Consider the following 25,503-nt stretch of genomic DNA (forward strand, 5'->3'; position numbering starts at 1 on the left):
GTCATGATGGCGTGAAGTGGCGTGCGCGTTGATGACGGGGAAACGATCGCGCCGGCGCGACATTGGCGGAGTGGACTTAGGAAGTTTGTGTAGACTCGTGCTCGTTCAATGGAGCCAACATCATGCAACTTCTTGACCACGTGTCCATCGGCGTTCCGGATATCGACCGGGCCCGCCCCTTCTACGACGGTGTCATGGCCGCGCTGGGCGCGACCAGGGTTTATGACCGCGGTACCGCGCTCGGTTACGGCGAACGTTGCAGTGCCACCGACACCGCATCGACCTTCCTGGCGATTTATCTGGATCCCGCCGAAGTCGGAACGAGCAAGCGACACTGGTGCTTCAAGGCGGCTTCCCGCGAGCAGGTGCATGCATTTTTCGAGGCAGCGCTGTCGGCGGGCGGGCGGCCCGACGGTGACCCCGGCTTGCGGCCGAACTATCACGCCGACTACTACGCGGCCTTTGTCGTCGATCCGGCCGGCAACCGGATCGAGGCCGTGTGCCACGCTGCGCCGTCGACGCACGGGCGGTCGTGACGGCACTTGCCGACGGCTGATCGCCAGCGGCACGGTGTTGTGCCGGCGGGTAGCTGACAAGCGCGGCGCCGGCATGCCGCCGCGCCTCGCCGCCCGGTCGCGTTTGCCGCGCGCGGCTCAATCGAAGTACGTCAGCCCCATCGCGCCCTTCACCTCGGCCAGCGTCGCGCCGGCCACCTCGCGCGCATGCATCGTGCCGCGCTTCAGGATCGCCATCACCTCCGCCTTGTCCGCCTCGAATTCGCGACGACGCGCACGGATCGGCTCGATCAGCGCCTGCAGCCGCTCGTTCAGCACGCGCTTGACGACGCTGTCGCCGAGTCCGCCACGGCGATAGTGCGCCTTCAGTTCGTCGACTTTCTGCACGTCGGGCTCGAACGCGTCGAGGAACGTGAACACGACGTTGCCTTCGACCTGGCCGGGATCGCTCACGCGCAGGTGGTTCCGGTCCGTGTACATGTCCTTCACGGCCTGCGCGATCTCGTCGGGCGTCGAGCCGAGCGTGATCGCGTTGCCGAGCGACTTGCTCATCTTCGCCTTGCCGTCGATGCCCGGCAGCCGCGTGACCGCCGACAGCACGGCCTCGCATTCCACCAGCACGGGCTTGTCGACCGTCGCGTTGAAGCGGCGCACGAGTTCGTTGGTCTGCTCGATCATCGGCAGCTGGTCGTCGCCGACCGGCACGTGTGTCGCCTTGAACGCGGTGATGTCGGCCGCCTGGCTGACGGGATAGGTCAGGAAGCCGGCCGGGATGTCACGCTCGAAGCCGCGCAGGCGGATCTCTTCCTTGATGGTCGGATTGCGCTCGAGGCGCGCGACCGTCACGAGGTTGAGCAGGTATTGCGACAGCTCGGCGAGCTCGGGCACCTGCGACTGGACGACGATCGTCGAGATCGCCGGATCGATGCCGACGGCCAGGTAGTCGAGCGCGACCTCGATCACGTTCTCGGTGACGCGTTGGCGGCGGCCCATGTTGTCGGTCAGCGCCTGCGTGTCGGCGAGCAGCAGGAACTGCGTCGCCTCGTGCTGCATCTGCACGCGTGCGCGCAGCGAGCCGATGTAATGGCCGAGATGCAGCGGGCCGGTCGTGCGGTCGCCGGTGAGGATGGTCGGTTGGGTCGGGTGCGTCATGGTGTGGATTGGCTCCGGATTATCGAAGCTACCAGCCATGACGTGAGCGCAGAAACGACAATGCCGCCATGGCTGGCGGCATCACGTTCGGGACATGCAAAAGGAAACGGGCCGCCTGGGTCAGGCGCGCCACCAGCGATGCACGTTCGGCGAGGCAGGTTTGGTTTGCATTGCGCGAGTATAGCGTAGTGCGGGGATGGGTGTTGCGTCAGCGCAGGACCGACTCCATCGCGAGATAGGCGGTTTCTGCCGACGGCCACAGCAGGTACAGCAGGCCGGCCATCAGCAGCAGCGCGCCGGCGCGTGCCAGCGGCGTGCGGTCCATGTCGTTCAGGGTGCGGATGTGCTGCTTCAGTTTCTTCATGCTTGCAGGCGCAACGTGCGCCACTCCAACGGTTGCTGCAACGGGTCGCATGGAGCGACGCCGGGGTGTTGCGGGCTTCAACGGGGGCTGGGTGCGGTTGGGGCACCGTGTCGTCTGGGCGGACGGCCGGGCTGGCCGATCGCGGGCATAAAAAAGGGACGGTTGAACGTCGTTTGGCTGCCGTCCACACCCAGGCGACGGGCATCCTACCAGTTCGGCGGTGTGGACAAGGTCAAGAATTGTCGGGACAGGGGCGGCAAGGGCAGCGTCGAGTCGTCGAGACGCTACCAGCCCGGGCTGTCGTCGTCCAGATGCAGCGATGCAATTTTTCCTGCCCGATGATCGTAAGGTATCTGTCGGCCGATTGCATCAAGGACCGGGCTGCCTCGGCAGACGGGTGCGCAGCTGCCTTCGTCGGCGGTGCGATAAGCGGATCGTTCGAAGCGATGAAAGGGAGCGGCGGCCGCATCGGATGCAATGCGGCGGCCGGGAGAGGCTAAGCAGGGGCGGCGGGCAGATTCAGGTTCGTGGCGTGCCGTACGTCGCGAACCTGCCCGCCCGCGGATCACACGACCGCGGAACGCGCGATCCGCACCGGCACCGACTTGTACGACGGCGTGCCGCTTTCCTTGTCGATGTAGTCGAGCGGCACGAGTACGTTCGCTTCCGGATAATACGCGCCGACCGACCCCGGCGCGATGTCGTACTCGATCGCCGTGATCTGCTCGAGGCGCAGCGTGCGGCCGGATGCGGTGATCGTCTCGATGTCGACGAGGTCGCCGTGTTCGAGCCCGTACTTCGCGAGATCGGTCGCGTTCATGAACAGCACGTCGCGCCGCCCGAACACGCCGCGATAGCGGTCGTCGAGCCCGTAGATCGTCGTGTTGTACTGGTCGTGGCTGCGCAGCGTGATCAGCCGCAGCACCTGCTCGGCGCCGAGGACGTCGGCGTCTTCCTTCACGCCCTTGTAGACCGAAAACATCGCCTTGCCGGTCGGCGTGGGCCACACGCGCTCGGTGGGCGGCAGCGGCAGGCGGAAGCCGCCCGGCGCGCGGATCCGCTCGTTGAACGCCTCGAAGCCGGGCACCGTCTTGTCGATCAGGTCGCGGATGCGGTCGTAGTCGGCAATCAGGTCGAGCCACGCGACCTTGCTGTTCGGCAGCGTCGCGTGCGCGATCCCCGCGACGATCGCGGGCTCCGAGCGCAACTGGTCGGACGCCGGCTTGAGCTTGCCGGCCGACGCATGGACCATCGACATCGAATCCTCGACGGTGATCGACTGTCGGCCGCTCGCCTGCATGTCGAGCTCGGTGCGGCCGAGCACGGGCAGGATGTAGGTTTCCTTTGCCACCAGAAGATGCGAGCGGTTCAGCTTCGTGCCGAGATGCACGCTCAGATCGAGCTTCGCCATCGCGGGGAACGACAGCTCGGGGTCGGGTAGCGCGACCGCGAAGTTGCCGCCGAGGCACAGCAGCGCCTTCGCCTGGCCGTCGATCATGGCCTGCATCGCCTGCACCGCGTCGTGCCCGTGATGCGCGGGCGGCTTGAAGCCGCACACGTCCTCGATCTTTTGCAGGAACTCGGCCGACGGCTTCTCGGTGATGCCGACCGTGCGGTTGCCCTGCACGTTGGAGTGGCCGCGCAGCGGGCATATGCCCGCACCGGGCTTGCCGAAGTTGCCGCGCATCAGCAGCAGGTCGGCGATCAGGCGCACGGTCGCGGTGCCCTTGTTGTGCTGCGTGACGCCCATCCCGTACGTGACGATCGTCGCGTTCGACTTCGCATAGGCGAGCGCGACCTGCTCGAGCTGCGCCTGGCTCAGGCCGCTCGCGCGCTCGATGTCGTCCCACGACGTCGCCTGCAGGTCGGTGGAAAACGCGTCGAAGCCGTCGGTGTGCTGCGCGATGAAGTCGCGGTCGAGCACGTCGCCGCGCTCGGCCTCGAGCTGCAGCAGCGCCTTCATGATGCCTTTCAGCGCGGCCGCGTCGCCGCCCGCGTCGACCTGGTAGTACGTCGACGCGATGCGCGTCGAGCCGAACGACGCCATCTCGATCATGTCCTGCGGATCCGCGAAGCGTTCGAGCGCGCGCTCGCGCAGCGGATTGAACACGATGATCGGCACGTTGCGGCGCGAGCACTCGTGCAGCGTGCCCATCATCCGCGGGTGGTTGGTGCCGGGGTTGTGGCCGATCGAGATGATCAGCTCGCAGTGGTCGAAATCCTCCAGGGACACCGTGCCCTTGCCGATCCCGATCGACTGCGGCAGGCCGACGCTGGTCGGCTCGTGGCACATGTTCGAGCAGTCGGGGAAGTTGTTGGTGCCGAGCTCGCGCGCGAAGAGCTGATACAGGTACGCGGCTTCGTTCGACGCGCGGCCCGACGTATAGAACTCGACTTGCTCGGGTGGCAGCGCGCGCAGCACCTCGCCGATGCGCGCGAATGCGTCATCCCATTCGACCGCGCGGAACGTGTCGGTCGCGCGATCGTAGACGAGCGGATGCGTGAGCCGGCCCATGTTCTCCAGCTCGTAGTCGGACATCCGCAGCAGCGACGATACCGTGTTCGCCGCGAAGAACGCGGGGGTCACGCGTTTGGTCGTCGCTTCCCACGTGACAGCCTTCGCGCCGTTCTCGCAGAACTGGAACGTCGACTTGTGTTCCTTGTCGGGCCATGCACAGCCGGGGCAGTCGAAACCGTCGGGCTGGTTGGTCCGCATCAGCACGATCGGCGCTTCGATGGTTTCCATCTGCGTGCGCACGGCCTCGGCAGTCGCGCGAAGCGCGCCCCAACCGCCAGCGGGCCCATCGTACTTCCTGATGCCTGGCACCTCGCGTCGATTTGTCATGTGAATCTCCATGAGCCGGACCCGCTGCGGGGTGGCTCGGGTTGCGCCGCGTCGCGGCGTGAGGCGGCTCCGTCCGGCGAACGGAGTCGGTCATGCATACCCCGGGCTGCGGGGCAGGCGGGGTTTCAGTGCGCGTCCTTCTTCGCGCCGGACGACTTCTTGCCGGACTGCTTTGCGGTGGGTAGCGGCACGTCGGCAGGCGCATCGCTGGCGTTCGAGTCGCCGGATGCGTTGGCGGCCGCCTTGCCGTTTGGTTTCGCGTTGCCGTCGGCGTCCTTCTTCGCGTCCTTCGCGTCTTTCGCTTCAAGCGCAGCGAGCTTGGCGAACTTCACTTCGTCGCTGGCCGTGTCGTAGTCGACCTCGACGCGGTCGCCCGACTTCAGCCGGTCGGCGAGGATCTCCTTCGCGAGCTTGGTCTCGATGGTCTGGCGGATCTGGCGCTTCAGCTCGCGCGCGCCGAACTCCGGCTGGTAGCCGGCTTCGGTCAGGTGCTCGACGAGCGCATCGCCCATCACGAGCGTGATGTCCTGCGCGGCGGCCGTGCGCACCACGCGGTCAAGCTGGATCCGCACGATCGCGCGGATGTTCTCCTTCGACAGCGCGTGGAAGACGATCACCTCGTCGATCCGGTTCAGGAACTCGGGGCGGAAATGGCCCTTCAGCACCTGCATCAGCTCGTCGCGGATCGCCTTGTCGGCTTTGCGCGCGGCTTCCGGCTGCGTGAGGTTGTCCATGATGATCGCGGCGCCGAGGTTGCTCGTCGCAATGATGATCGTGTTGCTGAAGTCGACCAAGCGGCCCTTGCCGTCGGTCAGGCGGCCGTCGTCGAACACCTGCAGCAGCACGTTGTAGACGTCCGGGTGTGCTTTCTCGATCTCGTCGAGCAGGATCACGCTGTACGGGCGGCGCCGCACGCGCTCGGTGAGCTGGCCGCCTTCGTCGTAGCCGACGTACCCGGGCGGCGCGCCGATCAGCCGCGCGACCGCATGCCGTTCCATGTACTCGGACATGTCGATGCGGATGATCGCCTGCTCGTCGCCGAACACGGTCTCGGCCAGCGCCTTCGCGAGCTCGGTCTTGCCGACGCCCGTCGGCCCGAGGAACAGGAACGTCGCGATTGGCCGGTGGGTCTGGCCGAGCCCTGCGCGCGACAGCCGCACGGCGTCGCTGACGGCCACCACCGCGTCGCTCTGGCCCACTACGCGCTCGCGCAACTGCTCTTCCATCTTCAGCAGCTTCTGGCGCTCTTCCTGTGTGAGTTCGGACACGGGAATGCCGGTCAGCCGCGATACGACTTCGGCGACCGACTCGACCGTCACCTCGAGCGTTTCGGAGCCGGTCTTGCGCTGCCACGCCTCCATTTTTTCATCGAGCGTCTTCTGCTTCGCGTTGATCTGCTCCTCGAACTGCTTCGCTTCGTCGAAGCGCTTGCGCGACGTCGCGTAGTCCTGCTCGCGCTTCAGTTGCGCGATCTGCGCTTCGCCCTCCTGGATGTCGACGGGGCGCGACGTCGCGCCGATCCGCACGCGCGCGGCGGCCTGGTCAATCAGGTCGATCGCCTTGTCGGGCAGGAAGCGCGACGTGATGTAGCGGTCGGCGAATTCCGCGGCCGCGACGAACGCGTCGTCGGCGAATGTCACCTGGTGGTGCGCCTCGAGGCTGTCGCGCAGCCCGCGCAGGATCACGATCGTCTGCTCGACGCTCGGCTCCGGCACGAACACCGGCTGGAAGCGCCGTTCGAGTGCCGCGTCCTTCTCGATGTACTTCTGGTATTCGTTGAGCGTCGTCGCGCCGATCAGGCTCAGCTCGCCGCGCGCGAGCGCGGGCTTCAGCACGTTCGCGATGTCGAGGCCGCCTTCGCCGCCGCCCTGGCCCGCGCCGACGATCGTATGCAGTTCGTCGATGAACAGGATCAGTTCGTCCTGCTTTGCAGTCACTTCGTCGATCAGCTGCTTCGCGCGCTCCTCGAACTCGCCGCGATACTTGGCGCCGGCGACCATCGAATTGATGTTGACCTCGACGAGCCGCTTGTTGCGCAGCACCTCGGGCACGTCGCCGTTGACGATCCGCTGCGCGAGCCCTTCGACGATCGCCGTCTTGCCGACGCCCGGCTCGCCGATCAGCACCGGGTTGTTCTTCTTGCGGCGCGCGAGCACCTCGATCGTGCTTTCGATTTCCTGCGCGCGGCCGAGCACGGGGTCGAGCTTGCCCTGGCGCGCGATCGCGGTGAGGTCGCGGCCGAACTTGTCGAGGTTCGGCGTGCCGGTCGGCGCGTCGACGCGGCCGTCCTCGGCGCCCTTGCCGACCACCTTCACGACCTTCTGGCGCAGCGCCTCGGGCGTCACGCCGTATTTCTTCAGCAGCGTGCCGGCGATGCTGTCCGGAACCGACGCGAGCCCGATCAGCAGGTGCTCGGGGCCGATATACGAGTGACCGAGGTCGCGCGACGCCTGGAACGCGTATTGCACGGCCTTCTTCACGCGCGGCGAGATCGACAGCTTGTCGAGCGGTGCATCGGGGGAGGCCGTGCCTGTGTGCGCATGCTCGTCGATATACGACTTGATGTCCTGCGGCGACAGCTTCAGTTCCTTCAGCAGCGCGGCGCACACGTCGGTGTCCGCGAGCGCGTAGAGCAGATGTTCGGTGTCGAGCTCGCTGCGGCGCAGTTCGTGCGCCTTCTCGGCCGCGCGCTGCAGCAGTTCGAGCGTCTGTTCGCTGAACGCGTCGGTCGGGTCGACCGATTCGCGCGGCACCTCGGCGGAGAGCGGCGATTCGTCGCCGAGCTCGCCGAACAGCGACGACGAGCCACCTCCGCCCAGTAGCGAATCGAACGGGTTCAGCATGCTCTGATGCCGCATCAACTGGCGGAAGTGGTAATCGCAAATCGAGATCGTCTTGCGCTCGCCGTCCTGCATCACGGTGGCGCGCGCGACGGCCGGCCGGGCGTGGCAGATATCGCAAAGTGCGGGCATGGTGGTCTGGCTCCTGTCTGTGAACGTGGGTCGAAGGGTGACGTCCCGATGCGGTGCGGCGCTCGCGCGTCCCGACCGCGAACACACGACGCGGTGGTGCGCGTGCTGCGCCCACGCTGTCGCGCAGCGCGCGCCGGCGTGTCACACGGTCGCGGTCGGGGCGGGAAGCGCGAGTGCTGCGAGGAGCCCACGGCATCGCTTCGACTGCGTTCAAAATAGCGAATCGGCGGGGGGCATCCAAGACACAGTTCCACACCGGACCGACCGCGAATTGCACCCTCACGTGCGCGCACGCGCGGGGGGCAAGGAGTACAGACGGGCGCGCACGCGGCGGCACGGGTGTGTGCGGCATGCGCCGCGTGCGGTGACTGGAGGCGGGGAGGAGCGGCACGCGAGCGTATCGCGGTGCGACATCGGCGCGCAGGGCGCCGGTTGCCGGCAAACGGGCGACAACGCGGGTGGATGAGCGCCGCGGAAATTCCGCAGTGCGAGCGCGCGCGCCGGTGGCGTACGCGAACCGGTCATGGCCGGCCACACGCGCACCGCAGCCGATGCGTGCGTGGCGGCGAAGGAGAGGCCGGGTTGCACGGTACGGGCCGGACATGGCGCCCACCGTGGCGAACCGGGATCAGTCGGACAGTTTCATTGCGAGCCGCTGGCGGGCGATCTGCTTCACGTCCGTCGACAGCGCGGCATTCGGCAGACCATTGGCCCAGACGGAGAACGAATCCTCGATCAGGTTGCGCGTGTCGGGCGGCAATTCGGCCAGAATCAGCGACACGACGGTAAACAGCACGGCGGAGTCGCCGGCCTGGTTGCCCGCGTTCGCGTCGACCGTCCTCTTCAGATTGTCGACCGACGCTTGCAGCGCCTGCAGTGCATCATTCGTATCGCTCATGACATGCTCCATGCAAGATGGGTCCGATCGGAGACGAACATGCGGCCGGCGGCGCGGCCGGTCGCGCGCGACGCCCGGCGGTCGGGCATTGCGCGCAGGCAACCGCGGTCAGGTCGCCGCGTTGCCCTGCGGCGCCACGGCCACCGATGCCTCGCTCGTCAGCATCAGGAACGTGAACGTTTCGCGCAGGTACAGGCGAACAACCTTGTCGGTGTGGCTCGTGTAGCCGATCGACACGTCTTCGCCGAGGTGCAGTTCATAGTCGCCGCCGCGGGTGGACAGCACGCAGCCGCCGCTGATCGCCGGCGCCCAGATGATCTCGCCGCTGACGATGCGCTTGATGTGGCCGAGGACCGGGTAGCCCTGGTCGCGCGCTTCGCTCAGCGCCGTGTAGGCGTCCGAGCCGAGCACGACCGAGTACGGGCCGTCGACGCCGGCGAGCCGAAGCGCTTCCAGCGCGTCGCTGATCGCGTCCGGGTACGCGCTGACGTCGGCCGGCAGCGTGAGCTTGCGGTTCGACGTGCCTTCGCGGATGCCGACGATGTCCGCGGCGAGATAGCCGTCGAAGATTGCGCCGTCTTCCGCGAATGCGAGTTGTTGCGCGGCGTCCTTCGCCGGCTGCCAGTCGGCGTCGCGCGCACCGCGCTCGACGCTGTCGATCGCATCGCGGCTCAATTCGAACGGCACCGTCAGCTCGACGATCGTGCGCACTTCGCGCAGCCGCGCGTTCACCTGCTCGCGCGGTGCGGCGACCTCGCGCAGATGCCCGGTGCCGACGGCCGACAGCTCAGGGCCGGCCGGGCCCTCGACGTCGACCACGCGGCGCCCGGCCACCGAGCGCTTGAAGGTACGTGCCACTTCCTCCTCGATCTGCTCCCAGGCGGACGAGGAAACCGGCGCGAGTTCGCGGTGCAGGTTATTCATGGGCTTTGGCTCCTTTCAGCGATCCGATGTTCAGCGAGCCGTCACGACGCGACTCGGGCGAGGTGGGGGCCGGCGGCGCGGCGGTGGCGTCGGCCGGTGCGGCGCGATCGGCGAGCGCTTCGAGCAGGTCGGCCGACGGCACGAAAAACAGCGAGCCGGTGACCGCGCGGCTGTAGTCGAGCAGCCGGTCGTAATTGCCGGGCGGGCGGCCGACAAACATGTTCTCGAGCATCTGCTCGATCGGCGCCGGCGAGCGCGCGTAGCCGATGAAATAGGTGCCGAATTCGCCGAAGCCGGGGCGCCCGAACGGCATGTTGTCGCGCAGGATCTTCACTTCCTTGCCGTCTTCGTCGAGCGTGGTCAGCGAGCTGTGCGAGCACGACGGTTTCACGTCCGGCGCGAGCTCGATGTCGGACAGCTTGGTGCGCCCGATGATGCGCTCCTGCGTCTCGACCGCGAGCGCGTTCCAGCCGGCCATGTCGTGCAGGTACTTCTGCACGATCACGTAGCTGCCGCCCGCGAATGCCGGATCCTCGTTGCCGATCACCGTGAAGTCGACCGCCTCGCGGCCTTCCGGGTTTTCGGTGCCATCGACGAAACCGATCATCGCGCGCTGGTCGAAGTTGCGGAAGCCGTGCACCTCGTCGACGACCGTGACTGCGTCGCCCAGCGCGCCGAGCAATTGCGTTGCGAGCTCGAAGCACAGGTCCATCGCCTCGGCGCGGATGTGCAGCAGGATGTCGCCCGGCGTCGCGACCGCGACACGCTGGCCGGCGCCGAATTCGCGGAACGGATGCAGCGACGCGGGGCGCGGATCGCCGAACAGCGCATCCCATGCGTCGGCGCCGAAGCCACACACGCAGGACAGGTTGCCGCCCGGCACGCGCTTGCCGACCGAGCGCACGAGCGCGGCGATGTCGCCACACCACGCGCGGATCGTGTCGGCTCGGTCGGCGCCCGGGTTGACGGTTGCGACGAGGAAGATCGCGCTGCGCGTGATCGGACTGTGAACGGCCTGGGAGAGCGGGGGAAGGGTTTGCATCGCGGCCTGCCGGTCAGTCATGTCGGGACGGACGGGCCGAGGATGCCGCGGCGCGCGAAGACGCACGGTTGGACTGTGTCATGCGACTGTTCTCTTTGTGACATGCGGATGAAGGACGTTGCGCGGGCATCGCGCAACGGGCCGTGGCAGCGGCGGCCTGCCGCCCGGGCGCGCAAGGGGAGGCAGGCAGGATGGCCGCGCGTTCGCCCGGCGCATGACCTCGCCGCACCGCGTAACGTCGTCGAGCCTGCAATCTAGCAGCTTCGGCGGGTCTTTGGAACACGTATCGGCAATCTGTGATTCGAATGGATTGATCGGAGTCCGTTTTCGCGTCGCGGGCGCGCGGCTGTACTCCTGAAGCGCGCGGCGCTGTGCTCTTGAGCGCGTGTGGCGCGTGCAGTAGATTAGCTTCGCTCCGCCCACCGACGAGGACCGTCATGATGAACCTGCCGGAAGCGATGCCGGTTTTCGTCGCGGTGGTCGAGCATGGCGGGGCGTCCGGCGCGGCGTCCGACCTGAAACGCGGCGACGCGCAGGTGAACGCGCGGGTCGATTGCCTCGAACGGGATCCCGGCTGCAGATCGTTGCCGGACCGCGCAGGCGACGCCATGGCGTGTACCGATGCTGGCGTCGCGTTCCACCCGTGCTGCCGAAGCACGCTGTCCGAGGCCGCGCAAGCCATCGCCCAGATCGATGCGTGCGCAACCGTTCAGGATTTACCCGTCGGGGGCTTTCCGCCGCTCGAAACCATCGACCGTGTCGACGGATCTTCGATCGCGGAACCTATGCCATTGCACGAGTCATCGCGTTGAATACGTCCACTGTTTCCGCCGATACGGCCGCCGAGCGCATCCGCCGCCGCTTCGGACACTTCCTCCATGCGGCCGAGCTGGTCGGGCTGATCGTGATCGGCCTAGCGACCGCGTTCGCGATGGCGCAGGAAGCGTGGAAAGTCGTGCTCGCGGGTGAGGTGTCGCTGACCGACCTGCTGCTGATGTTCCTGTATCTCGAAGTGCTCGCGATGGACGTGCGCTACCTGCGACTCGGCCGGCTGCCAGTGCGCTTTCCGCTGTTCATCGCGATGACGTCGCTCGCGCGCGACCTGATCCTGCGCGGCGCCACCGACAGCCCCGAGCGAATGCTGATGACCACGTTCGGGATCGTGCTGCTTGCGGTGGGCGTACTGATCCTCAGCTTCGGTCAGCACCGTTTTCCGGCGGAAGTCGACGATGTCGAGGAGGACGCGCACACGCGTCGTTAAGGCCGCGCCTGGCCGGCGCTGTCGGTGAAGAACGAAGGATTCCACATCGATAACGGTGTCATCGTTGAAACGGACACAGCAGGCAAGCTTGCCGTGCCCGGCACGGATTGGCCGTTCAAGGGTCGCCCGCTCGGGTCGCTCGCCAGGCCGTATGCCGCACACGGCATGCGGATTGCTCCGGTTGCCGGACACCCGCGCACGCGTATCCAGCGTGTTGCGCCGCAACGTCGCGGACGTTCCATGCCGGTCGCGGATCGCATACGAACCATGAACCGCGTTTGCGTGCGCTGCGGGGTCGCCCGTACCTGCTCTTTTCAGGAAGGACGCCGATAATGGGATCGTTACCTCAGCTGGGAGCCGCGCCATGTCTGGAAGCGACGCATCGTCTTCACGCCCCGATCTTGCGCGGGGCATTTCGCTCGATGACATCGCTGACGGCGCGATGATCGAGGGTCAGGTCGGCGACACCACGGTGCTGCTGGTGCGTCGCGCCGACGCGCTGTTTGCCGTGGGCGCGCAATGCCCTCACTACGGCGCACCGCTGGCCGAAGGGCTGCTGGTCGGCGATACGATTCGCTGCCCGTGGCATCACGCGGCGTTCTGCCTGCGCACCGGCGAACGGCTGCGCGCGCCGGCGCTCGACGGCCTGACGTGCTGGCGCGTCGAACGTCGAGACGGCCGGGCGGTCGTGCTCGGCGCGCAGCCTGCCGCGTCGCCGCCCGTGTCGAACGCGGCCGGATTGCCCGAATCGGTGGTGATCGTCGGCGGTGGCGCGGCCGCTATCGCGGCGGCCGTGACGCTGCGGCAGGAAGGCTACCCGCACGCGATCACGCTGCTGAGCGCGGACAGCGAGCCGCCGTACGATCGACCGAACCTGTCGAAGGACTATCTGGCCGGCACGGCAGAAGCCGACTGGCTGCCGCTGCGCGGGGCGTCGTTCTATACGGACCAGCGCATCGATGTGCACTGCGGCACGCGCGTCGCGCGGATCGACCCCGCGCAACACGCGGTCGAACTCGCGGACGGCAGCCGCGTCGGCTACGGCGCGCTGCTGCTCGCCACCGGCGCCGAGCCGAACCGCCTGACCGTACCGGGCGCTGATCTTCCGCACGTGTGCGTGCTGCGCTCGCGCGCCGATTGCGATGCGCTGATCGGCAAGCTGAAGGCCGCGCGTCGCTGCGTCGTGGTCGGCGCGAGCTTCATCGGCCTCGAAGCGGCCGCCGCGCTGCGCACGCGCGGGCTCGACGTAGCGGTGGTCGCGCCCGATGCGCGGCCGATGGCGCGCGTGCTCGGCGACGCACTCGGCGACACGATCCGCGCGCTGCACGAGTCGCACGGCGTGGCGTTTCATCTTGGCGCGACGCCCACGCAGATCGCGCAGGATCACGTAACGCTGTCGAACGGCGATGTGCTGCCGGCGGACGTCGTGCTGGTCGGCATCGGCGTGCATCCGAACGTCGCGCTCGCGCAAGACGCGGGGTTGCTCGTCGATCGCGGCGTGACGGTCGACCGTTTCCTGAAGACGAGCGCGCCGGACATCTACGCGGCCGGCGACATCGCGCGCTGGCCCGATTCGCTGACGGGCGAACGCATTCGCGTCGAGCACTGGGTCGTCGCGGAGCGACAGGGAATCGCCGCGGCGCGCAACATGCTCGGCCGGCAGCAGCCGTTCGACGCGGTGCCGTTCTTCTGGAGCCAGCACTACGACCTGACGGTACGCTATGTCGGCCACGCGGAGCAATGGGATCGCGTCGAGATCGACGGCGATCTGCGCGCGCATGACGGTTCGGTGACGTACTGGCGCGGCGACAAGCGGCTCGCGGTCGCGACGATCGGCCGCGATCTTGACTGCCTGCGCGCGGAAGCGGCGCTCGAGCAGCAAGGCGCGACGCACGCGTGAGCAGGCTGCCGACTGTGCGTTGAGCGGTGCACGCTCCGGTCAAGATGTTGCGTATGCAACGGTTGTTGCATCGTCGCGACATGCGCGGAGATGGCCGAACCGGACATGAGCAGATAAACCGCGACTTCGGCTGCTCCATCGAGGTGTTCGCGACGCGGTTCCCGAACGCAATCGACGCGTATCGCGCGTTCGACGTGCGCGAGCCGGGCTGGATGAAGGTGAAACCGACGCCATGACGATGCGAACCGGAACGAGGAGGGCTGTGATGAACCAGATCGACGATCGCTACGACAACTGCATGGCCGCGTGCGACGCGTGTGCGCATGCGTGCGACGCATGTATCGCGGGGTGCCTGGCGGAACCGGAATCGCACACCCTGGCAGGCTGCATCGCGCTCGACATCGAGTGCGCGCAGCTGTGCCGCCTTGCATCGGGCGCGATGGCGCGCGGCAGCGCGCTCGCGCCTCAGGTATGCGCGCTTTGCTCACATGCGTGCGAGCTGTGCGCAGCTGAATGCCTGCAGCACGCGCAGGACCACTGCCGCCGCTGCGCGCTGGCATGCGACACCTGCGCTGCGATGTGCCGCGCGATGACCTGAGCGATCAGCGCGCGTCGCGAACCTGGCGGGCGACGCGCTGCAGCAGCGCGTCGAGCACCGCCATCTCGACGGGCTTGACGAGGTGATCGTCGAAGCCCGCGCTCGCGGTGCGCGCGAAGTCGGCCGGGCTCCCATGGCCGGACAGCGCGACGCAGGTCATGCCGGCCAGTGCGTCGATCGCGCGCAGTTGGTGCAGCAGCGTGAATCCGTCGACGTCGGGCATCGACAGGTCGACGAGCATCAGGTGCGGAACGAGGTCGCCCGCGAGCGCCAGCGCGTCGTCCGCGTTGTACGCGACGCGCGGCGCGTGGCCCTTGACCTGCAGCAGCACGGCGAGCGTGTCGGCGGAGTCGCGGTTGTCGTCGACGATGAGGATGCGCAGCGGCGCACGGGCCGGTTGTTCGGTTGTGCGCGGTGCGGGCGCATCGCCCGGCGTCGCGCGCGTGGCATGCTCGAGCGGCAGCCGTACCGTGAACGTCGCGCCATGGCCGGGGCCGCTGCTCTCAGCGGCGATCATCCCGCCGTGCAACTCGACGAACGACCGGCAGATCGCAAGGCCGAGCCCGAAGCCGTCCGACGGGCGCCGGCCCGGCACGGCTTCCTGTTCGAACAGGTCGAAGATCGATTCGAGCGAGCCAGGCGCGATGCCGACGCCGTGATCGGTTACGCGGATCGCGACGATCGGCCCTTCGGTGTGCGCGCCGACGTCGATGCGCCCGCCTTGCGGCGAGAATTTCGACGCGTTGTCGAGCAGGTTGTGCAGCACCTGCACGAGCCGCGTGGCGTCGCCGCGCACCACCAGCGGATCGGCCGGCAGATCGACGCGAATGTGCTGCCCGCGCGCGGCCAGCTTCGGCTGGATGCTTTCCACGCCGCGGCAGACGAGGTCGCGCACGGTCACCGGCGCGTCGTCGAGTTCGACCTTGCCGGCGGTGATGCGCCCGACGTCGAGCAGGTCGTCGACCAGTCGCGTCAAGTGTCCGACCTGGCGGTGCACGGCGTCGCGGCATTGCGCGAGCTCGGGCGCCGGATCGGGCAGGCTCTGCAGCACGCCGACCGAATGGCGCAGCGGCGCGAGATGGTTGCGCAACTCGTGCGCGAGCATCGCGATGAACACGCTGAGCCGGTGCGTTGACACTTCGAGTTCGGCCAGCCGCTTGCGCTCGGTCATGTCGCGTGTGATCTTGATGAAGCCGGCGAGCTGGCCCGCATGGTCGCGCACGGCCGTGATCGTCACGCTTGCCCAGAACAGCGACCCGTCCTTGCGCACGCGCCAGCCTTCGTCCTCGAAGTGGCCGTGCGCGACGGCTTCCCGGAGCCCGAATGCGGGCCGCCCGGCCGCGATCGCGTCGGGCGGATAGAAACGCGAGAAATGGTGGCCGACGATCTCGGCCGTGCGATAGCCCTTGATGCGCTCGGCGCCCGTGTTCCACGTCGCGACGTTGCCGTGCGCGTCGAGCATGAACACCGCGTAGTCGGTGATCGCGCCGACGACGGTCTCGAAGCGAAACTCGGCGAAGCGGTGCCGCAGATCGCGCGCATCGTTGGGTCCGAGCGGCGGGGGCGGATTGGAAATGGTGTCGTCTGTCTTCATCGGAACGGCAAGTCGTATGCGGGCGGAGGAACGCCGCCCCGCCGCAGCCGGCCGGGCTGGCTGCGGCCATTCAAATTGGATTGACACCCCGAAAGCATAAGGGAGGTCAATTCACCTGATCAATGGGGACGCACGGCCTGTGCCGCGCGGCGCACGTGGTGCGAAATCCTGCCGGAGGCGGCGGTGCGGCATGGCGATTGCATCTCTGTCCGGTCCGCCGCGGCGCTTTGCGGCTACACGAGGACATCGACATGAGCAGCACACTGAACCCCGACAACGAACCGGCCGGCCCGGACGACGACAACGCGCGGCGCGGCCGCGATGGCCGCGCGCTGGGGCCGAGCGACTCGTCCGACAGCGGCAGCGACATGGCGGGCGCGCGGCGCTATCCGTTCGACGTCGATTCGCCGCTCGACGAGCACGCGCTGGAGCGCGGAGACGCGGCCCGCGACAGCGATACGGACCGCGCGGGCACTGGCGAGCGCGCGTCCGCGGACGGCGATTCGGGGCTGGAGGAAGCCGCCGACATCGAGCCGGATCGCACGGACCGGCTGAGCGAGCCCGGCGGCATCGACGATCCGGACGCGCCGGGGGAACCCGGCACGGGCGGCGTATAGGGCCATAGCAGGACGACCGGCTGCGCAAAAACTGCAATCCCGTTGCAGATAGGGACGCCCGGCAAGAGACGTGCGGCGACGAGTGGCCGATCAGCGCCGCCCGTCGGCGGGCATCGGGCGCGAGGTGCGGGGATCACGGCGTCGACCGGAATATTGACGTCGGCGTGCCGTCCCTTCGCGCCGGCAGGCGGCACATGACTTGCAACCGGTTGCCCGACGCGCGCCGCGACGCGACGTGGGGCCGTGCGCGGCACAGGCGCGGATCAAGGAGAGACACGATGCAACGGCGATATCCCGGACCGCAAGCCGAACGGAGCGGCCTGCCCGACTGGCAGGCGCGCCGCGAACGCGCGTACGGGGACACCGGCGAGCGCGATCTCCGTGGCGACCCATTCCGACGGGACGATGCCGACGACGAATCCGCGTACCGGCGCTTCGCGAGCGAGGACGTCGGCCCGGAAGACTGGGGCAGCGAATGGAGCGAGCGCCCGGCAGGCTCGTGACCGGCTCGTTCTTGCAGGAGAAGCCGAGATGAACATGCGCGACGTGCAACTGCCGCTGGTCGTGTCGGTCGTCGTGCCGACGTATCGGCGGCCCGATTTGCTCGAGCGCTGCCTTGAAGCGCTGTGCGTGCAGGTATTCGATCCGACCACCTACGAGATCGTCGTCGTCGACGACGACCCGGCCGGCAGCGCGTGGGAGACCGTCGACGCGTGCCGCGCACGCGTGAGCGATGTGCCCGTGATCCGTTATATGACCGCACCCGATACGCAGGGGCCGGCGGGCGCGCGCAACATCGGCTGGCGCAGCGCGCGCGGCGCGCTGATCGCGTTCACCCACGACGACACGATTCCCGATCCGACCTGGCTGCGTCATGGCGCGGCCGCGCTGCTCGCCGAACCGGCCGCGGTGGCTGCGGCGGGGCGTATCGACGTGCCGCTGCGTGCGCACCCGACCGACTACGAGCGCGACGCGGCCGGCCTCGCGCGTGCGGAATTCGCGACCGCGAACTGCTTCGTACGGCGCACGGCGCTCGAGTGCGTCGGCGGGTTCGACGAGCGCTTCACGCGCGCATGGCGCGAAGACGCCGACCTCATGTTCGCGCTGCGCGAGCATGCGGGACCGATCGTCGAGGTCGACGCCGCGCGGATCGTGCATCCGGTGCGCCCCGCGCGCTGGGGCGCGAGCATCGGCCAGCAATCGAAGGTGTATTTCGACGCGCTGCTGTACAAGAAGCATCGTGCGACCTACCGGCGTCATATCCGGCCGATGCCGCCATGGCATTACTACGCGGCCGTGCTGTTCGTGCTCGGCGCGATCGGTTGCTTCGTGGCCGGGTGGCGCGCGCCGGGCATCGCCTGCGCGGCGGCCTGGGCCGTGATTACCGCCGCGTTCTGCGCGAAGCGGCTGCGCGGCACGCGGCTCACCCCGTCGCACATTGCCGAGATGATCGTCACGTCGATCGCGATTCCGCCCGTGTCGCTGTACTGGCGCATGCGCGGCGCGCTTCACTTCCGGGTGTTCTTCCTATGATGCTCGAATCCGTTTCGTCGTCCGGTCCGGTCCGCATCGCGGTATTCCGCGCGCTGCAGCTCGGCGACATGCTGTGTGCGGTGCCGGCGCTGCGCGCGTTGCGGCGCGGCGAACCGGCTGCGCGCATCACGCTGATCGGGCTGCCTTGGGCACGCGAGTTCGCATCGCGCTTCTCGGACTACGTCGACAACTTCATCCCGTTTCCCGGCGCGCCGGGGCTCGACGAGCAGCCGGACGCCGAGCCGGCCGCGCGCGAGGCGTTCGTCGCGGAATGCCGCGCACGCGACTTCGATCTGGCGATCCAGTTGCACGGCAGCGGCGCGCAGACCAACGCGATCGTCGCGTCGCTCGGTGCGACGCGTACCGCCGGCTTCGTGCCGCCTGACGGCGGCACGACCGCGCTCGACTGTTCGCTCGTCTGGCGCGACGGGGAGCCCGAGGTCACGCGCTACCTGTCGCTGATGCGCAAGCTCGGCTATCCGGACTGGGGCGATTACCTGGAATTTCCGCTCGGCGGCCTCGACTATGCGCTATGGCATGTGCTGTGCGACGAACATGCGCTTGATCCGCGCCGCTACGTGATCGTTCATCCGGGCGCACGGATGGCGTCGCGGCGCTGGCCGGCCGAGCGCTTCGCGAGCGTGGCACGGCAGCTCGCGGACGACGGCTGGCAGATCGTGCTGACCGGTACGCGAGCGGAGCTTGCGCTGGCCGGTGCGTTCGTCGAACATCTCGCGCGGCCGTGCGTGAACCTGTGCGGGCGCACGCCGCTCGGCGCGCTGGCCGCGCTGATCGGCCGCGCGCGGCTCGTGCTGTGCAACGACACGGGCGTGTCGCATGTCGCGGCGGCGTTCGGTACGCCGAGCATCGTCGTCGCCTGCGGCAGCGACACGGCCCGCAGGGCGCCGCTCGACGCCGAACGCCATCGCGTGCTCGCGAACTATCCGGCTTGCCGGCCGTGCACGTTCGACACGTGTCCGTACGGGCACGCGTGCGCGACGGCGATCGGTGTCGACGACGTGATGGAGCGGGCGTGCGAACTGCTCGCCGAGGAGAGACGTCATGTCACGTAAGCGGTTGCGCGTGCTCACCTGGCACGTGCATGGCAACTATCTGTATTACCTGTCGCAGGCGCCGCACGATTTCCATATCGTGACGAAGCCGCAGCATCCGCCCGGCTACGCGGGGCGGGCCGGGCACCTGCCATGGGGCGACAACGTGCACGAGGTGAGCGTCGAGTGCGTGCGCGACACCGAGTTCGACTGCGTGCTGTACCAGCATCACGATCACTACGCGCACGACCGGTTGCGGCTCCTGAGCGACGCGCAGCGTGCGTTGCCGGCGCTGTTCGTCGAACACGATCCACCGCGCGAACATCCGACCGACACACTGCACCCGGTGCAGGATCCGAACGTGTTGCTGGTGCACGTCACGCCGTTCAACGCACTGATGTGGGACAACGGCGTCACGCCGACGCGCGTGATCGAGCATGGCGTGCGGATTCCCGACGGCGTGGAGTATCGGGGCACGCTGCCGAAGGGCGTGACGGTCGTGAACAACATCGCGCGGCGCGGGCGGTGTCTCGGTGCTGACCTGTTCGAGGTCGTGCGTCACAGCGTGCCGCTCGATCTGGTGGGCATTGGGTCGAACGAGCTCGGCGGCATCGGCGAGGTGCCGAACCCGGCGCTGCCGCAGTTCCTGTCGCACTACCGCTTCTTCTTCAATCCGATCCGCTACGCGAGCCTCGAGCTCGCGGTGATTGAGGCGATGACGATCGGGCTGCCGATCGTTGCGCTCGCAACGACGGAGATGGCACAGCTCGTGAAGAGTGGCTGCAACGGGGTCGCCGATACGCGACCTGCCGTATTGATCGACGCGATGCGCATGTTGATCCGCGATCCGGACCTCGCGCGCGAGTGGGGCGCGGCGGCGAAGCGCGATGCGTGCGAGCGATTCGGGATCGAGCGGTTCGTGCGTGAATGGGATAGCGCGTTGCGCGACGTCGCGTCGTGAGCGGTTCAGCCGCCGAGGCGGCGCGCTTACGGGCTCGTCGCGCTCGGTGGCGCGCCCGCGCTCGCGGCGCCGCCGGCGCCACTTGCACCACTTGCATCATTCGCGCCTGACGCCGGTGCTGGCGCGCCGCTCGCGGCATTGCGCTCGTGTTCGGGCAATAGCGCGAGGCGGTTGTACAGCGTCTTCAGGCTGATGCCGAGCGCCTTCGCGGTGCGCGGCTTGTCGCCGTTGAAATGACGCAGCGACGCGACGATGAAGCGCTGCTGCGTATGCGCGAGCGTCGTGCCGATATGCAGCGTCATCGCATTGTGTCGGACTTCCTCTCGCGGCTGTTGCCGACGCGGCAACTGCAGTTCGATCTGTTCGTCCGCGAGGATGAACGCGCGCTCCAGCGCGTTGCGCAGCTCGCGCACGTTGCCGGGCCACGTATACGCGCGCAGCGCCTTCATCGCCTGCATCGACAGACGCTTGCGCGTGCGGTGCCGCGCGTTCAGCCGTTCGACGATCTGCAGCGCGATGTCGCCGACGTCGTCCTCGCGCTGCCGCAGCGCGGGCACGTGCAGCGCGATCGTCGCGATCCGGTAGAAGAGATCCTCGCGTAGCCGACCGCTGCGCACGGCCTCCACGGGATCGTGACGAGTGGCCGCGACGATCCGCACATCGAGCGGAATCGCTTCGTGACCGCCGACGCGCATGATCGTGTTCGACTCGAGCGTGCGAAGCAATTTCACCTGCAATTCCGCCGGCATTTCCGCGATTTCGTCGAGAAACAGCGTCCCGCCGCGCGCGGCTTCGAACATGCCCACATGTTGTGCAACGGCGCCGGTGAAGCTGCCTTTCTCATGTCCGAACAAATGGGATTCCGCGATGTCTTTCGGAATTGCACCGCAATTGACGGGCACGAACGGGCCGCGCCGGCGCGGGCTCATGTCGTGGATGAGCCGCGCGACGATGTCCTTGCCGGCGCCGCTCTCGCCGACCACCAGCACGCTGACGCGTGTGCTTGCGACGCGCGAAACTTTCAGCAGCAAGTTCTGAATCGTTCGCGAGCGGCCGAACAGTCGCGTGCCGTCATCGTCGGATTTCGACATGAGTGATATCGCGTCGGGAAATATTGACCGAAACCGTCGAAGACTGGATGAAAAAATGACCGGCACGCGTCGTTTTTTCATGTGGAGATCATACCTTTTATGCCGAAATCGGCGGATTGAATCTGGCAATGCCACCGCCGCCGGCGGATAGATTTATTCGATGAGTGGCGATTGCGCGACGCGCTTCTTCTATACTGCTAAGCACTCGATTGTCATGGCAGGACAGCTAGTCTGCTCATTCGTGTGCAGTGCGGACGTGCATGCCAAGTACCGGCGTCATGCCCCGCATTGCATGCCAGCCGCGGTTTCGGCCGATGCTTGGCGCCGGGGCCGCATCACAAGGAGCTTCGATGCCTTATGTCCTGATCGTCGAAGACGATGCCGATACGCGCATGATGCTCGCGACGCTCGCCCAGGCGCAGCAACTCGCCTGCGACACGGCCGCGACGCTCGAAGAAGCGCGCACGCTCGTTTCGACGCATACCCCCGATCTCGTGTTGTGCGACCTCGTGCTGCCGGACGGCAACGGGATGGATCTGTTCGACGCTTTGCCCAAGCACGCGCATTGCGAAATGGTGCTGACCACCGGTCACGCAAGTCTCGAAACCGCGATCGACGCGTTGCGGCGCGGCGCGACCGACTATCTGGTGAAACCGCTCAACATGCAGCGGCTGAACAGCATCTTCGCACGCGTGCCGCGCACCACCGCGCTGCACGAGGAAATCGCCGAATTGCGCTCCGAGCTGAAGCGTCTCGGCCGCTTCGGCCGGATGCTCGGCAGTTCGCCCGCGATGCAGGCCGTCTACGATGCGATCGGCCGCGTCGCGCGCACCGAAGCGTCGGTGCTGCTCACCGGCGAGTCGGGCACGGGCAAGGAGCTCGCCGCGCAGACGGTTCACGATTTGAGCCTGCGCCGCCGCGGCCCGTTCCTCGCGGTGAATTGCGGCGCGATCGCCGCGAACCTCGTCGAGAGCGAGATGTTCGGCCACGACCGCGGCAGCTTCACCGGCGCCGAGCGGCAGCACAAGGGCTTCTTCGAACGCGCCGACGGCGGCACGCTGTTCCTCGACGAAATCACCGAGATGCCGGTCGAATCGCAGGTCAAGCTGCTGCGCGTGCTGGAAACCGGGCGGCTCACGCGGCTCGGCTCGACGCGCGAGATCGACGTCGACGTGCGCATCGTCGCGGCCACCAACCGCGATCCGGAAGCCGCGATGGCGGACGGCAAGCTGCGGCCCGACCTGTTTCACCGGATCAACGTGTTTCCGATCCCGCTGCCGTCGCTCAGAGAGCGCGGCGAGGACATCCCGATGCTCGCCGACGCGTTCCTGCAGCGCTACAACGAGGAAAGCGGCCGCAACCTGCGCTTCGCGCCGGCCGCGCGCGAAGCACTGAAGACCTACGCGTGGCCCGGCAACGTGCGCGAGCTGCGCAACTTCGTGCAGCGCGCGAGCATCTTCACCGATGCGGACGTGATCGACACGCTGCCGCCGCCGATCATGGAAGAACTGTCGAACATGGTCGACTCGGACGAGGAGCGCGTGACGGTACCGTTCGGCACGCCGCTCGAGGAAGTCGACCGCAAGCTGATCCTCGGCACGATCGCGCAATGCGGCGGCGTGAAGGCGCAGGCGGCGGAGGTGCTCGACGTCAGCCTGAAGACGATCTACAACCGGCTCGCGCAACTGGAAGACGAAGTGGAGAAACCGGATTCCTGATGTCGTGCCGGACATGCTCATGCGCGCGCACCCGCACGGCGACGCGTTTCTTCGTCGAGCCGGCGGCGCATGCGCTCGACATGCGGCGGCAACGTGCGCCGCTCGCCCAGGATCCACAACAGGCTCGCGAACGCGGGCGCGATGCCGCGTTCGAGCCATAGGCGCGGAAACATGCGGACCATATGCGCGCGGCATCGGCGCGGTAGGGCGTGGTCCGGTCGAGCGCATCCTGCGGGCACTCCGCGATCAACCGGTCTGCGCGGCGCGCGAGCGTGTCCTCGATCGCGAAGCGTTCGTCGGGGAAACCGTCGGCACACCCTGATGCAGCCGGTGTACGTGGTCGAGCGCATGGAACGTCATGACGAGCGGAATCCCGAGATGCTTCTTCACGCGTAGCGCGGCCTCGCCCGACACCAAGCAGTTCGCGTGCATCACGTCGACCGGGTCGGGCTCCTGCCGCATGCGCGCCGTCATGTAGTCCGCAAGCGTGCCCGTATAAGGCAGCAGCCGTTCCTTCGGGATATCGGCGGGCGGCCCGACCGGCACGTGGATCACGCGCATGCGCGGACCGATCCGCGCGACTTCCAGCAGGTGCGGATTGTCGCAGCGCGTGCGGACGTCGACGTCGAGGCCGCGCTCGGCGCTTCGTGACGTTCGCGACGTAGATGTTCTGCACGCCCGCATCCACGCCGCCGATCACCCCCAGCGGCGACGCATGTTCACCGATCAACGCGATTCCTTGCATGGTGCTGCTCCCGAGAGCGGGGCCACGCCGGCCAGCTCCGTTGCGTCCCCCTTCGGCAATCACCATACCCGCCACTTTGCTGGGCGCATGCCCCGCCCCCGAGCCGAAAAAATTACAACGCGTTGGATGAAAGGGCGTCTGGTCAGCGCGTCGCGCGTGCGCGCCGCGTATTGCGCGCGGCACGCGATTTGCGCCACCCGGATGTCCGCCGGCCATGCCGGCATCACCCGACAGGAGGTCACGATGAAGGTATTCCCGTTGCAATCCCGCGCTCCGCGATTCCGCCGTCGTGCCGCGAAGCGTCTCGGCATGGCGGTCGCGATCGCCGCGGCCACTGCCTGTATCGCCGTCGCGCCGAACGTGTTCGCCGCAGGCGACGACGGCACGGCATCGTCATCCATGTCGTCGTCGACGCATTCGAGCACCGGCACGAAGATCCGCGACGCGACCATCACGACCAAGGCGAAAGCCGAGCTGGTCGGCACAAGCGGCCTGTCGGCCGGCGACATTCATGTGAAGACGCGCCACGGCATCGTGATGCTGACCGGCAGCGTGCCGGATGAACAGCAGCGCACGCAGGCCGTCAGCGTCGTCAAGCAGATCGACGGCGTGCAGGACGTGCGCAACCAGTTGACCATCCGCCCGAAATAACTTCGGCCTCGTAGAAGGAGTCCAGTGATGAACTGCATGCTCAAACCGGTCGGCGAGCAGACGATCGTGATCACGGGCGCCACGAGCGGCATCGGCCTCGTCACCGCGCGCAAGGCGGCACGGCGCGGGGCGAAGCTGGTGCTGTTCGCGCGCAACGAGACCGCGCTGAACACGCTGTGCGAGGAAATCCGCCAGCACGGCGGCCTTGCGGTGCCGGTCGCCGGCGACGTCGGCATTCTCGAGGACCTGCAACGCGCGGCCGCGAAAGCGGTCGATACCTATGGCGGCTTCGATACGTGGGTCAACAACGCGGGCGTGTCGATCTTCGGCACGGCGGCGGCCGTGCCGCTCGAAGATCAGCGCCGGCTGTTCGACACCAACTACTGGGGCGTCGTGCACGGCTCGCTCGTCGCGTCGGACCATTTCCGGCGCAAGAGCGATTTCCACGGCGGCGCGATCATCAACATGGGCAGCGAGGCGTCCGATGCGCCGGTGCCGCTGCAAAGCGCGTATGCGGCATCGAAGCACGCGGTGAAGGGCTTCACCGATTCGCTGCGCCTCGAGATCGAGTCGGATCACTTGCCCGTGTCCGTCACGCTCATCAAACCGGCCGCGATCGACACGATGTTCGTGATGCACGCGAAGAACTACATGAACGTCGAGGCGAAGCTGCCGCCGCCGATTTACGACCCGGACCTCGTCGCCGACGCGATCCTGTTCGCCGCCGCGCACCCGCGCCGCGCGCTGTTCGTCGGCGGCGCCGCAAAGCTGACGTCGGCCAGCGCCTATCACGCGCCGCGCCTGTTCGATCGCGTCGCCGCCACGCTGTTCTCGCGCGGCCAGCGCACGGTGCGACCGGCGCGCCCGCGCGACGACAACGCGCTGTACGAGTCCCGCCATGCGCTGCACGAGCGCGAAGGAATGGAAGGGCCCGTGCTGCGCGGCTGTGCGTACAACGCGGTGGTGCAGCAGCCGAAGGTCGCGGGCGCGGTCGCGCTCGGCGCCGCGGCGCTCGTGGTTGCCGCGCTGGCACGTGCGCGGCGTGCCTCGACGTAACCGCGTTCGTTTCC

At 67.8% G+C, this 25,503-nt stretch carries 23 protein-coding genes and 2 pseudogenes; 14 read left to right on the forward strand and 11 right to left on the reverse strand.

Annotation, left to right across the window (positions count from 1 at the left end; all coding sequences use genetic code 11):
* Positions 1 to 122: 122 nt before the first annotated feature.
* A complete protein-coding gene (locus ACT2FV_RS12490) occupies positions 123 to 536 on the forward strand; it encodes a VOC family protein (RefSeq protein WP_444504003.1) in 414 nt (137 codons plus the stop codon).
* A 117-nt stretch (positions 537 to 653) separates the two neighbouring features.
* On the opposite strand, the gene trpS is transcribed toward ACT2FV_RS12490, so the two are convergent.
* From trpS to ACT2FV_RS12525, 7 genes are all read right to left on the reverse strand, one after another.
* Entirely contained in the window at positions 654 to 1,667 is a 1,014-nt protein-coding gene (gene trpS, locus ACT2FV_RS12495; protein ID WP_444504004.1) for a tryptophan--tRNA ligase, read from the reverse strand.
* A gap of 208 nt (positions 1,668 to 1,875) precedes the next feature.
* On the reverse strand, positions 1,876 to 2,031 hold the full coding sequence (locus ACT2FV_RS12500) for a hypothetical protein (RefSeq protein ID WP_170296427.1): 156 nt from the start codon (positions 2,029 to 2,031) through the stop codon (positions 1,876 to 1,878).
* A gap of 565 nt (positions 2,032 to 2,596) precedes the next feature.
* Positions 2,597 to 4,876 (reverse strand): FdhF/YdeP family oxidoreductase, encoded by a 2,280-nt coding sequence (locus ACT2FV_RS12505; RefSeq protein ID WP_444504005.1) that lies wholly within the window; start codon positions 4,874 to 4,876, stop codon positions 2,597 to 2,599.
* A gap of 125 nt (positions 4,877 to 5,001) precedes the next feature.
* The gene (locus ACT2FV_RS12510) at positions 5,002 to 7,848 is read right to left on the reverse strand and encodes an ATP-dependent Clp protease ATP-binding subunit (protein WP_444504006.1); all 2,847 of its coding nucleotides are present in this window, start codon (positions 7,846 to 7,848) and stop codon (positions 5,002 to 5,004) included.
* Between the two features lie 628 nt (positions 7,849 to 8,476).
* The gene (locus ACT2FV_RS12515) at positions 8,477 to 8,746 is read right to left on the reverse strand and encodes a hypothetical protein (protein WP_444504007.1); all 270 of its coding nucleotides are present in this window, start codon (positions 8,744 to 8,746) and stop codon (positions 8,477 to 8,479) included.
* Positions 8,747 to 8,854: 108 nt separating this feature from the next.
* Complete coding sequence (locus ACT2FV_RS12520; RefSeq protein WP_059605914.1) at positions 8,855 to 9,670, reverse strand: family 1 encapsulin nanocompartment shell protein; 816 nt, start codon at positions 9,668 to 9,670, stop codon at positions 8,855 to 8,857.
* Positions 9,663 to 10,733, reverse strand: a complete 1,071-nt coding sequence (locus tag ACT2FV_RS12525) for a Dyp-type peroxidase (RefSeq protein WP_059605917.1) — start codon at positions 10,731 to 10,733, stop codon at positions 9,663 to 9,665. Before ACT2FV_RS12525 ends, ACT2FV_RS12520 begins: the two co-directional genes overlap by 8 nt.
* A 416-nt stretch (positions 10,734 to 11,149) precedes the next feature.
* Between ACT2FV_RS12525 and ACT2FV_RS12530 the strand changes: the two genes are divergently transcribed.
* The 5 genes from ACT2FV_RS12530 (at position 11,150) to ACT2FV_RS12550 (ending at position 14,471) form a co-directional block, all read left to right on the forward strand.
* Positions 11,150 to 11,524 (forward strand): LysR family transcriptional regulator, encoded by a 375-nt coding sequence (locus ACT2FV_RS12530; RefSeq protein ID WP_444504008.1) that lies wholly within the window; start codon positions 11,150 to 11,152, stop codon positions 11,522 to 11,524.
* Positions 11,521 to 11,973, forward strand: coding sequence for a phosphate-starvation-inducible protein PsiE (locus tag ACT2FV_RS12535; protein WP_151049034.1), 453 nt, complete (start codon positions 11,521 to 11,523; stop codon positions 11,971 to 11,973). The genes ACT2FV_RS12530 and ACT2FV_RS12535 overlap by 4 nt, the downstream gene beginning before the upstream one ends.
* A gap of 364 nt (positions 11,974 to 12,337) precedes the next feature.
* Complete coding sequence (locus ACT2FV_RS12540; RefSeq protein WP_151049035.1) at positions 12,338 to 13,873, forward strand: FAD-dependent oxidoreductase; 1,536 nt, start codon at positions 12,338 to 12,340, stop codon at positions 13,871 to 13,873.
* Positions 13,874 to 13,926: 53 nt separating this feature from the next.
* Positions 13,927 to 14,109: a hypothetical protein gene (locus ACT2FV_RS12545; RefSeq protein ID WP_444504286.1), complete on the forward strand. Its 183-nt coding sequence runs from the start codon at positions 13,927 to 13,929 to the stop codon at positions 14,107 to 14,109.
* A 29-nt stretch (positions 14,110 to 14,138) separates the two neighbouring features.
* Positions 14,139 to 14,471: a four-helix bundle copper-binding protein gene (locus ACT2FV_RS12550; RefSeq protein ID WP_175817575.1), complete on the forward strand. Its 333-nt coding sequence runs from the start codon at positions 14,139 to 14,141 to the stop codon at positions 14,469 to 14,471.
* Positions 14,472 to 14,475: 4 nt separating this feature from the next.
* Here ACT2FV_RS12550 and ACT2FV_RS12555 read toward each other — a convergent pair whose 3' ends face one another.
* Complete coding sequence (locus ACT2FV_RS12555; RefSeq protein WP_444504009.1) at positions 14,476 to 16,065, reverse strand: PAS domain-containing hybrid sensor histidine kinase/response regulator; 1,590 nt, start codon at positions 16,063 to 16,065, stop codon at positions 14,476 to 14,478.
* 251 nt (positions 16,066 to 16,316) lie between these two features.
* Here ACT2FV_RS12555 and ACT2FV_RS12560 point away from each other — a divergent pair, with 251 nt between their 5' ends.
* From ACT2FV_RS12560 to ACT2FV_RS12580, 5 genes and pseudogenes are all read left to right on the forward strand, one after another.
* Complete coding sequence (locus ACT2FV_RS12560; protein ID WP_444504010.1) at positions 16,317 to 16,682, forward strand: chemotaxis protein; 366 nt, start codon at positions 16,317 to 16,319, stop codon at positions 16,680 to 16,682.
* Between the two features lie 278 nt (positions 16,683 to 16,960).
* Positions 16,961 to 17,176: pseudogene (locus tag ACT2FV_RS12565) on the forward strand (BON domain-containing protein); the annotation flags it as partial.
* Positions 17,177 to 17,213: 37 nt separating this feature from the next.
* Complete coding sequence (locus ACT2FV_RS12570; protein WP_444504011.1) at positions 17,214 to 18,215, forward strand: glycosyltransferase family 2 protein; 1,002 nt, start codon at positions 17,214 to 17,216, stop codon at positions 18,213 to 18,215.
* Complete coding sequence (locus ACT2FV_RS12575) at positions 18,212 to 19,288, forward strand: glycosyltransferase family 9 protein (protein ID WP_151049039.1); 1,077 nt, start codon at positions 18,212 to 18,214, stop codon at positions 19,286 to 19,288. Before ACT2FV_RS12570 ends, ACT2FV_RS12575 begins: the two co-directional genes overlap by 4 nt.
* Complete coding sequence (locus ACT2FV_RS12580; RefSeq protein WP_124625466.1) at positions 19,278 to 20,228, forward strand: glycosyltransferase; 951 nt, start codon at positions 19,278 to 19,280, stop codon at positions 20,226 to 20,228. Before ACT2FV_RS12575 ends, ACT2FV_RS12580 begins: the two co-directional genes overlap by 11 nt.
* 26 nt (positions 20,229 to 20,254) lie before the next feature.
* On the opposite strand, the gene ACT2FV_RS12585 is transcribed toward ACT2FV_RS12580, so the two are convergent.
* On the reverse strand, positions 20,255 to 21,319 hold the full coding sequence (locus ACT2FV_RS12585) for a sigma-54 interaction domain-containing protein (RefSeq protein ID WP_151049040.1): 1,065 nt from the start codon (positions 21,317 to 21,319) through the stop codon (positions 20,255 to 20,257).
* 350 nt (positions 21,320 to 21,669) lie between these two features.
* Between ACT2FV_RS12585 and ACT2FV_RS12590 the strand changes: the two genes are divergently transcribed.
* Entirely contained in the window at positions 21,670 to 23,037 is a 1,368-nt protein-coding gene (locus ACT2FV_RS12590) for a sigma-54-dependent transcriptional regulator (RefSeq protein ID WP_124625462.1), read from the forward strand.
* Positions 23,038 to 23,054: 17 nt separating this feature from the next.
* Here ACT2FV_RS12590 and ACT2FV_RS12595 read toward each other — a convergent pair whose 3' ends face one another.
* Complete coding sequence (locus ACT2FV_RS12595; protein ID WP_174920159.1) at positions 23,055 to 23,210, reverse strand: hypothetical protein; 156 nt, start codon at positions 23,208 to 23,210, stop codon at positions 23,055 to 23,057.
* A gap of 8 nt (positions 23,211 to 23,218) precedes the next feature.
* Positions 23,219 to 23,782: pseudogene (locus ACT2FV_RS12600) on the reverse strand (glycosyltransferase); the annotation flags it as partial.
* Between the two features lie 243 nt (positions 23,783 to 24,025).
* On the opposite strand from ACT2FV_RS12600, the gene ACT2FV_RS12605 reads away from it, so the two are divergent.
* Positions 24,026 to 24,433 carry a BON domain-containing protein gene (locus ACT2FV_RS12605; protein WP_059605996.1) on the forward strand — a complete coding sequence of 136 codons (408 nt, stop codon included), beginning with the start codon at positions 24,026 to 24,028 and terminating at the stop codon, positions 24,431 to 24,433.
* A 27-nt stretch (positions 24,434 to 24,460) separates the two neighbouring features.
* Positions 24,461 to 25,489, forward strand: a complete 1,029-nt coding sequence (locus ACT2FV_RS12610; protein WP_444504012.1) for an SDR family oxidoreductase — start codon at positions 24,461 to 24,463, stop codon at positions 25,487 to 25,489.
* The last annotated feature ends 14 nt before the right edge of the window (positions 25,490 to 25,503 follow it).

The organism is Burkholderia sp. PR2 (assembly GCF_052372875.1).
Taxonomy (GTDB): Bacteria; Pseudomonadota; Gammaproteobacteria; order Burkholderiales; family Burkholderiaceae; genus Burkholderia; species Burkholderia diffusa.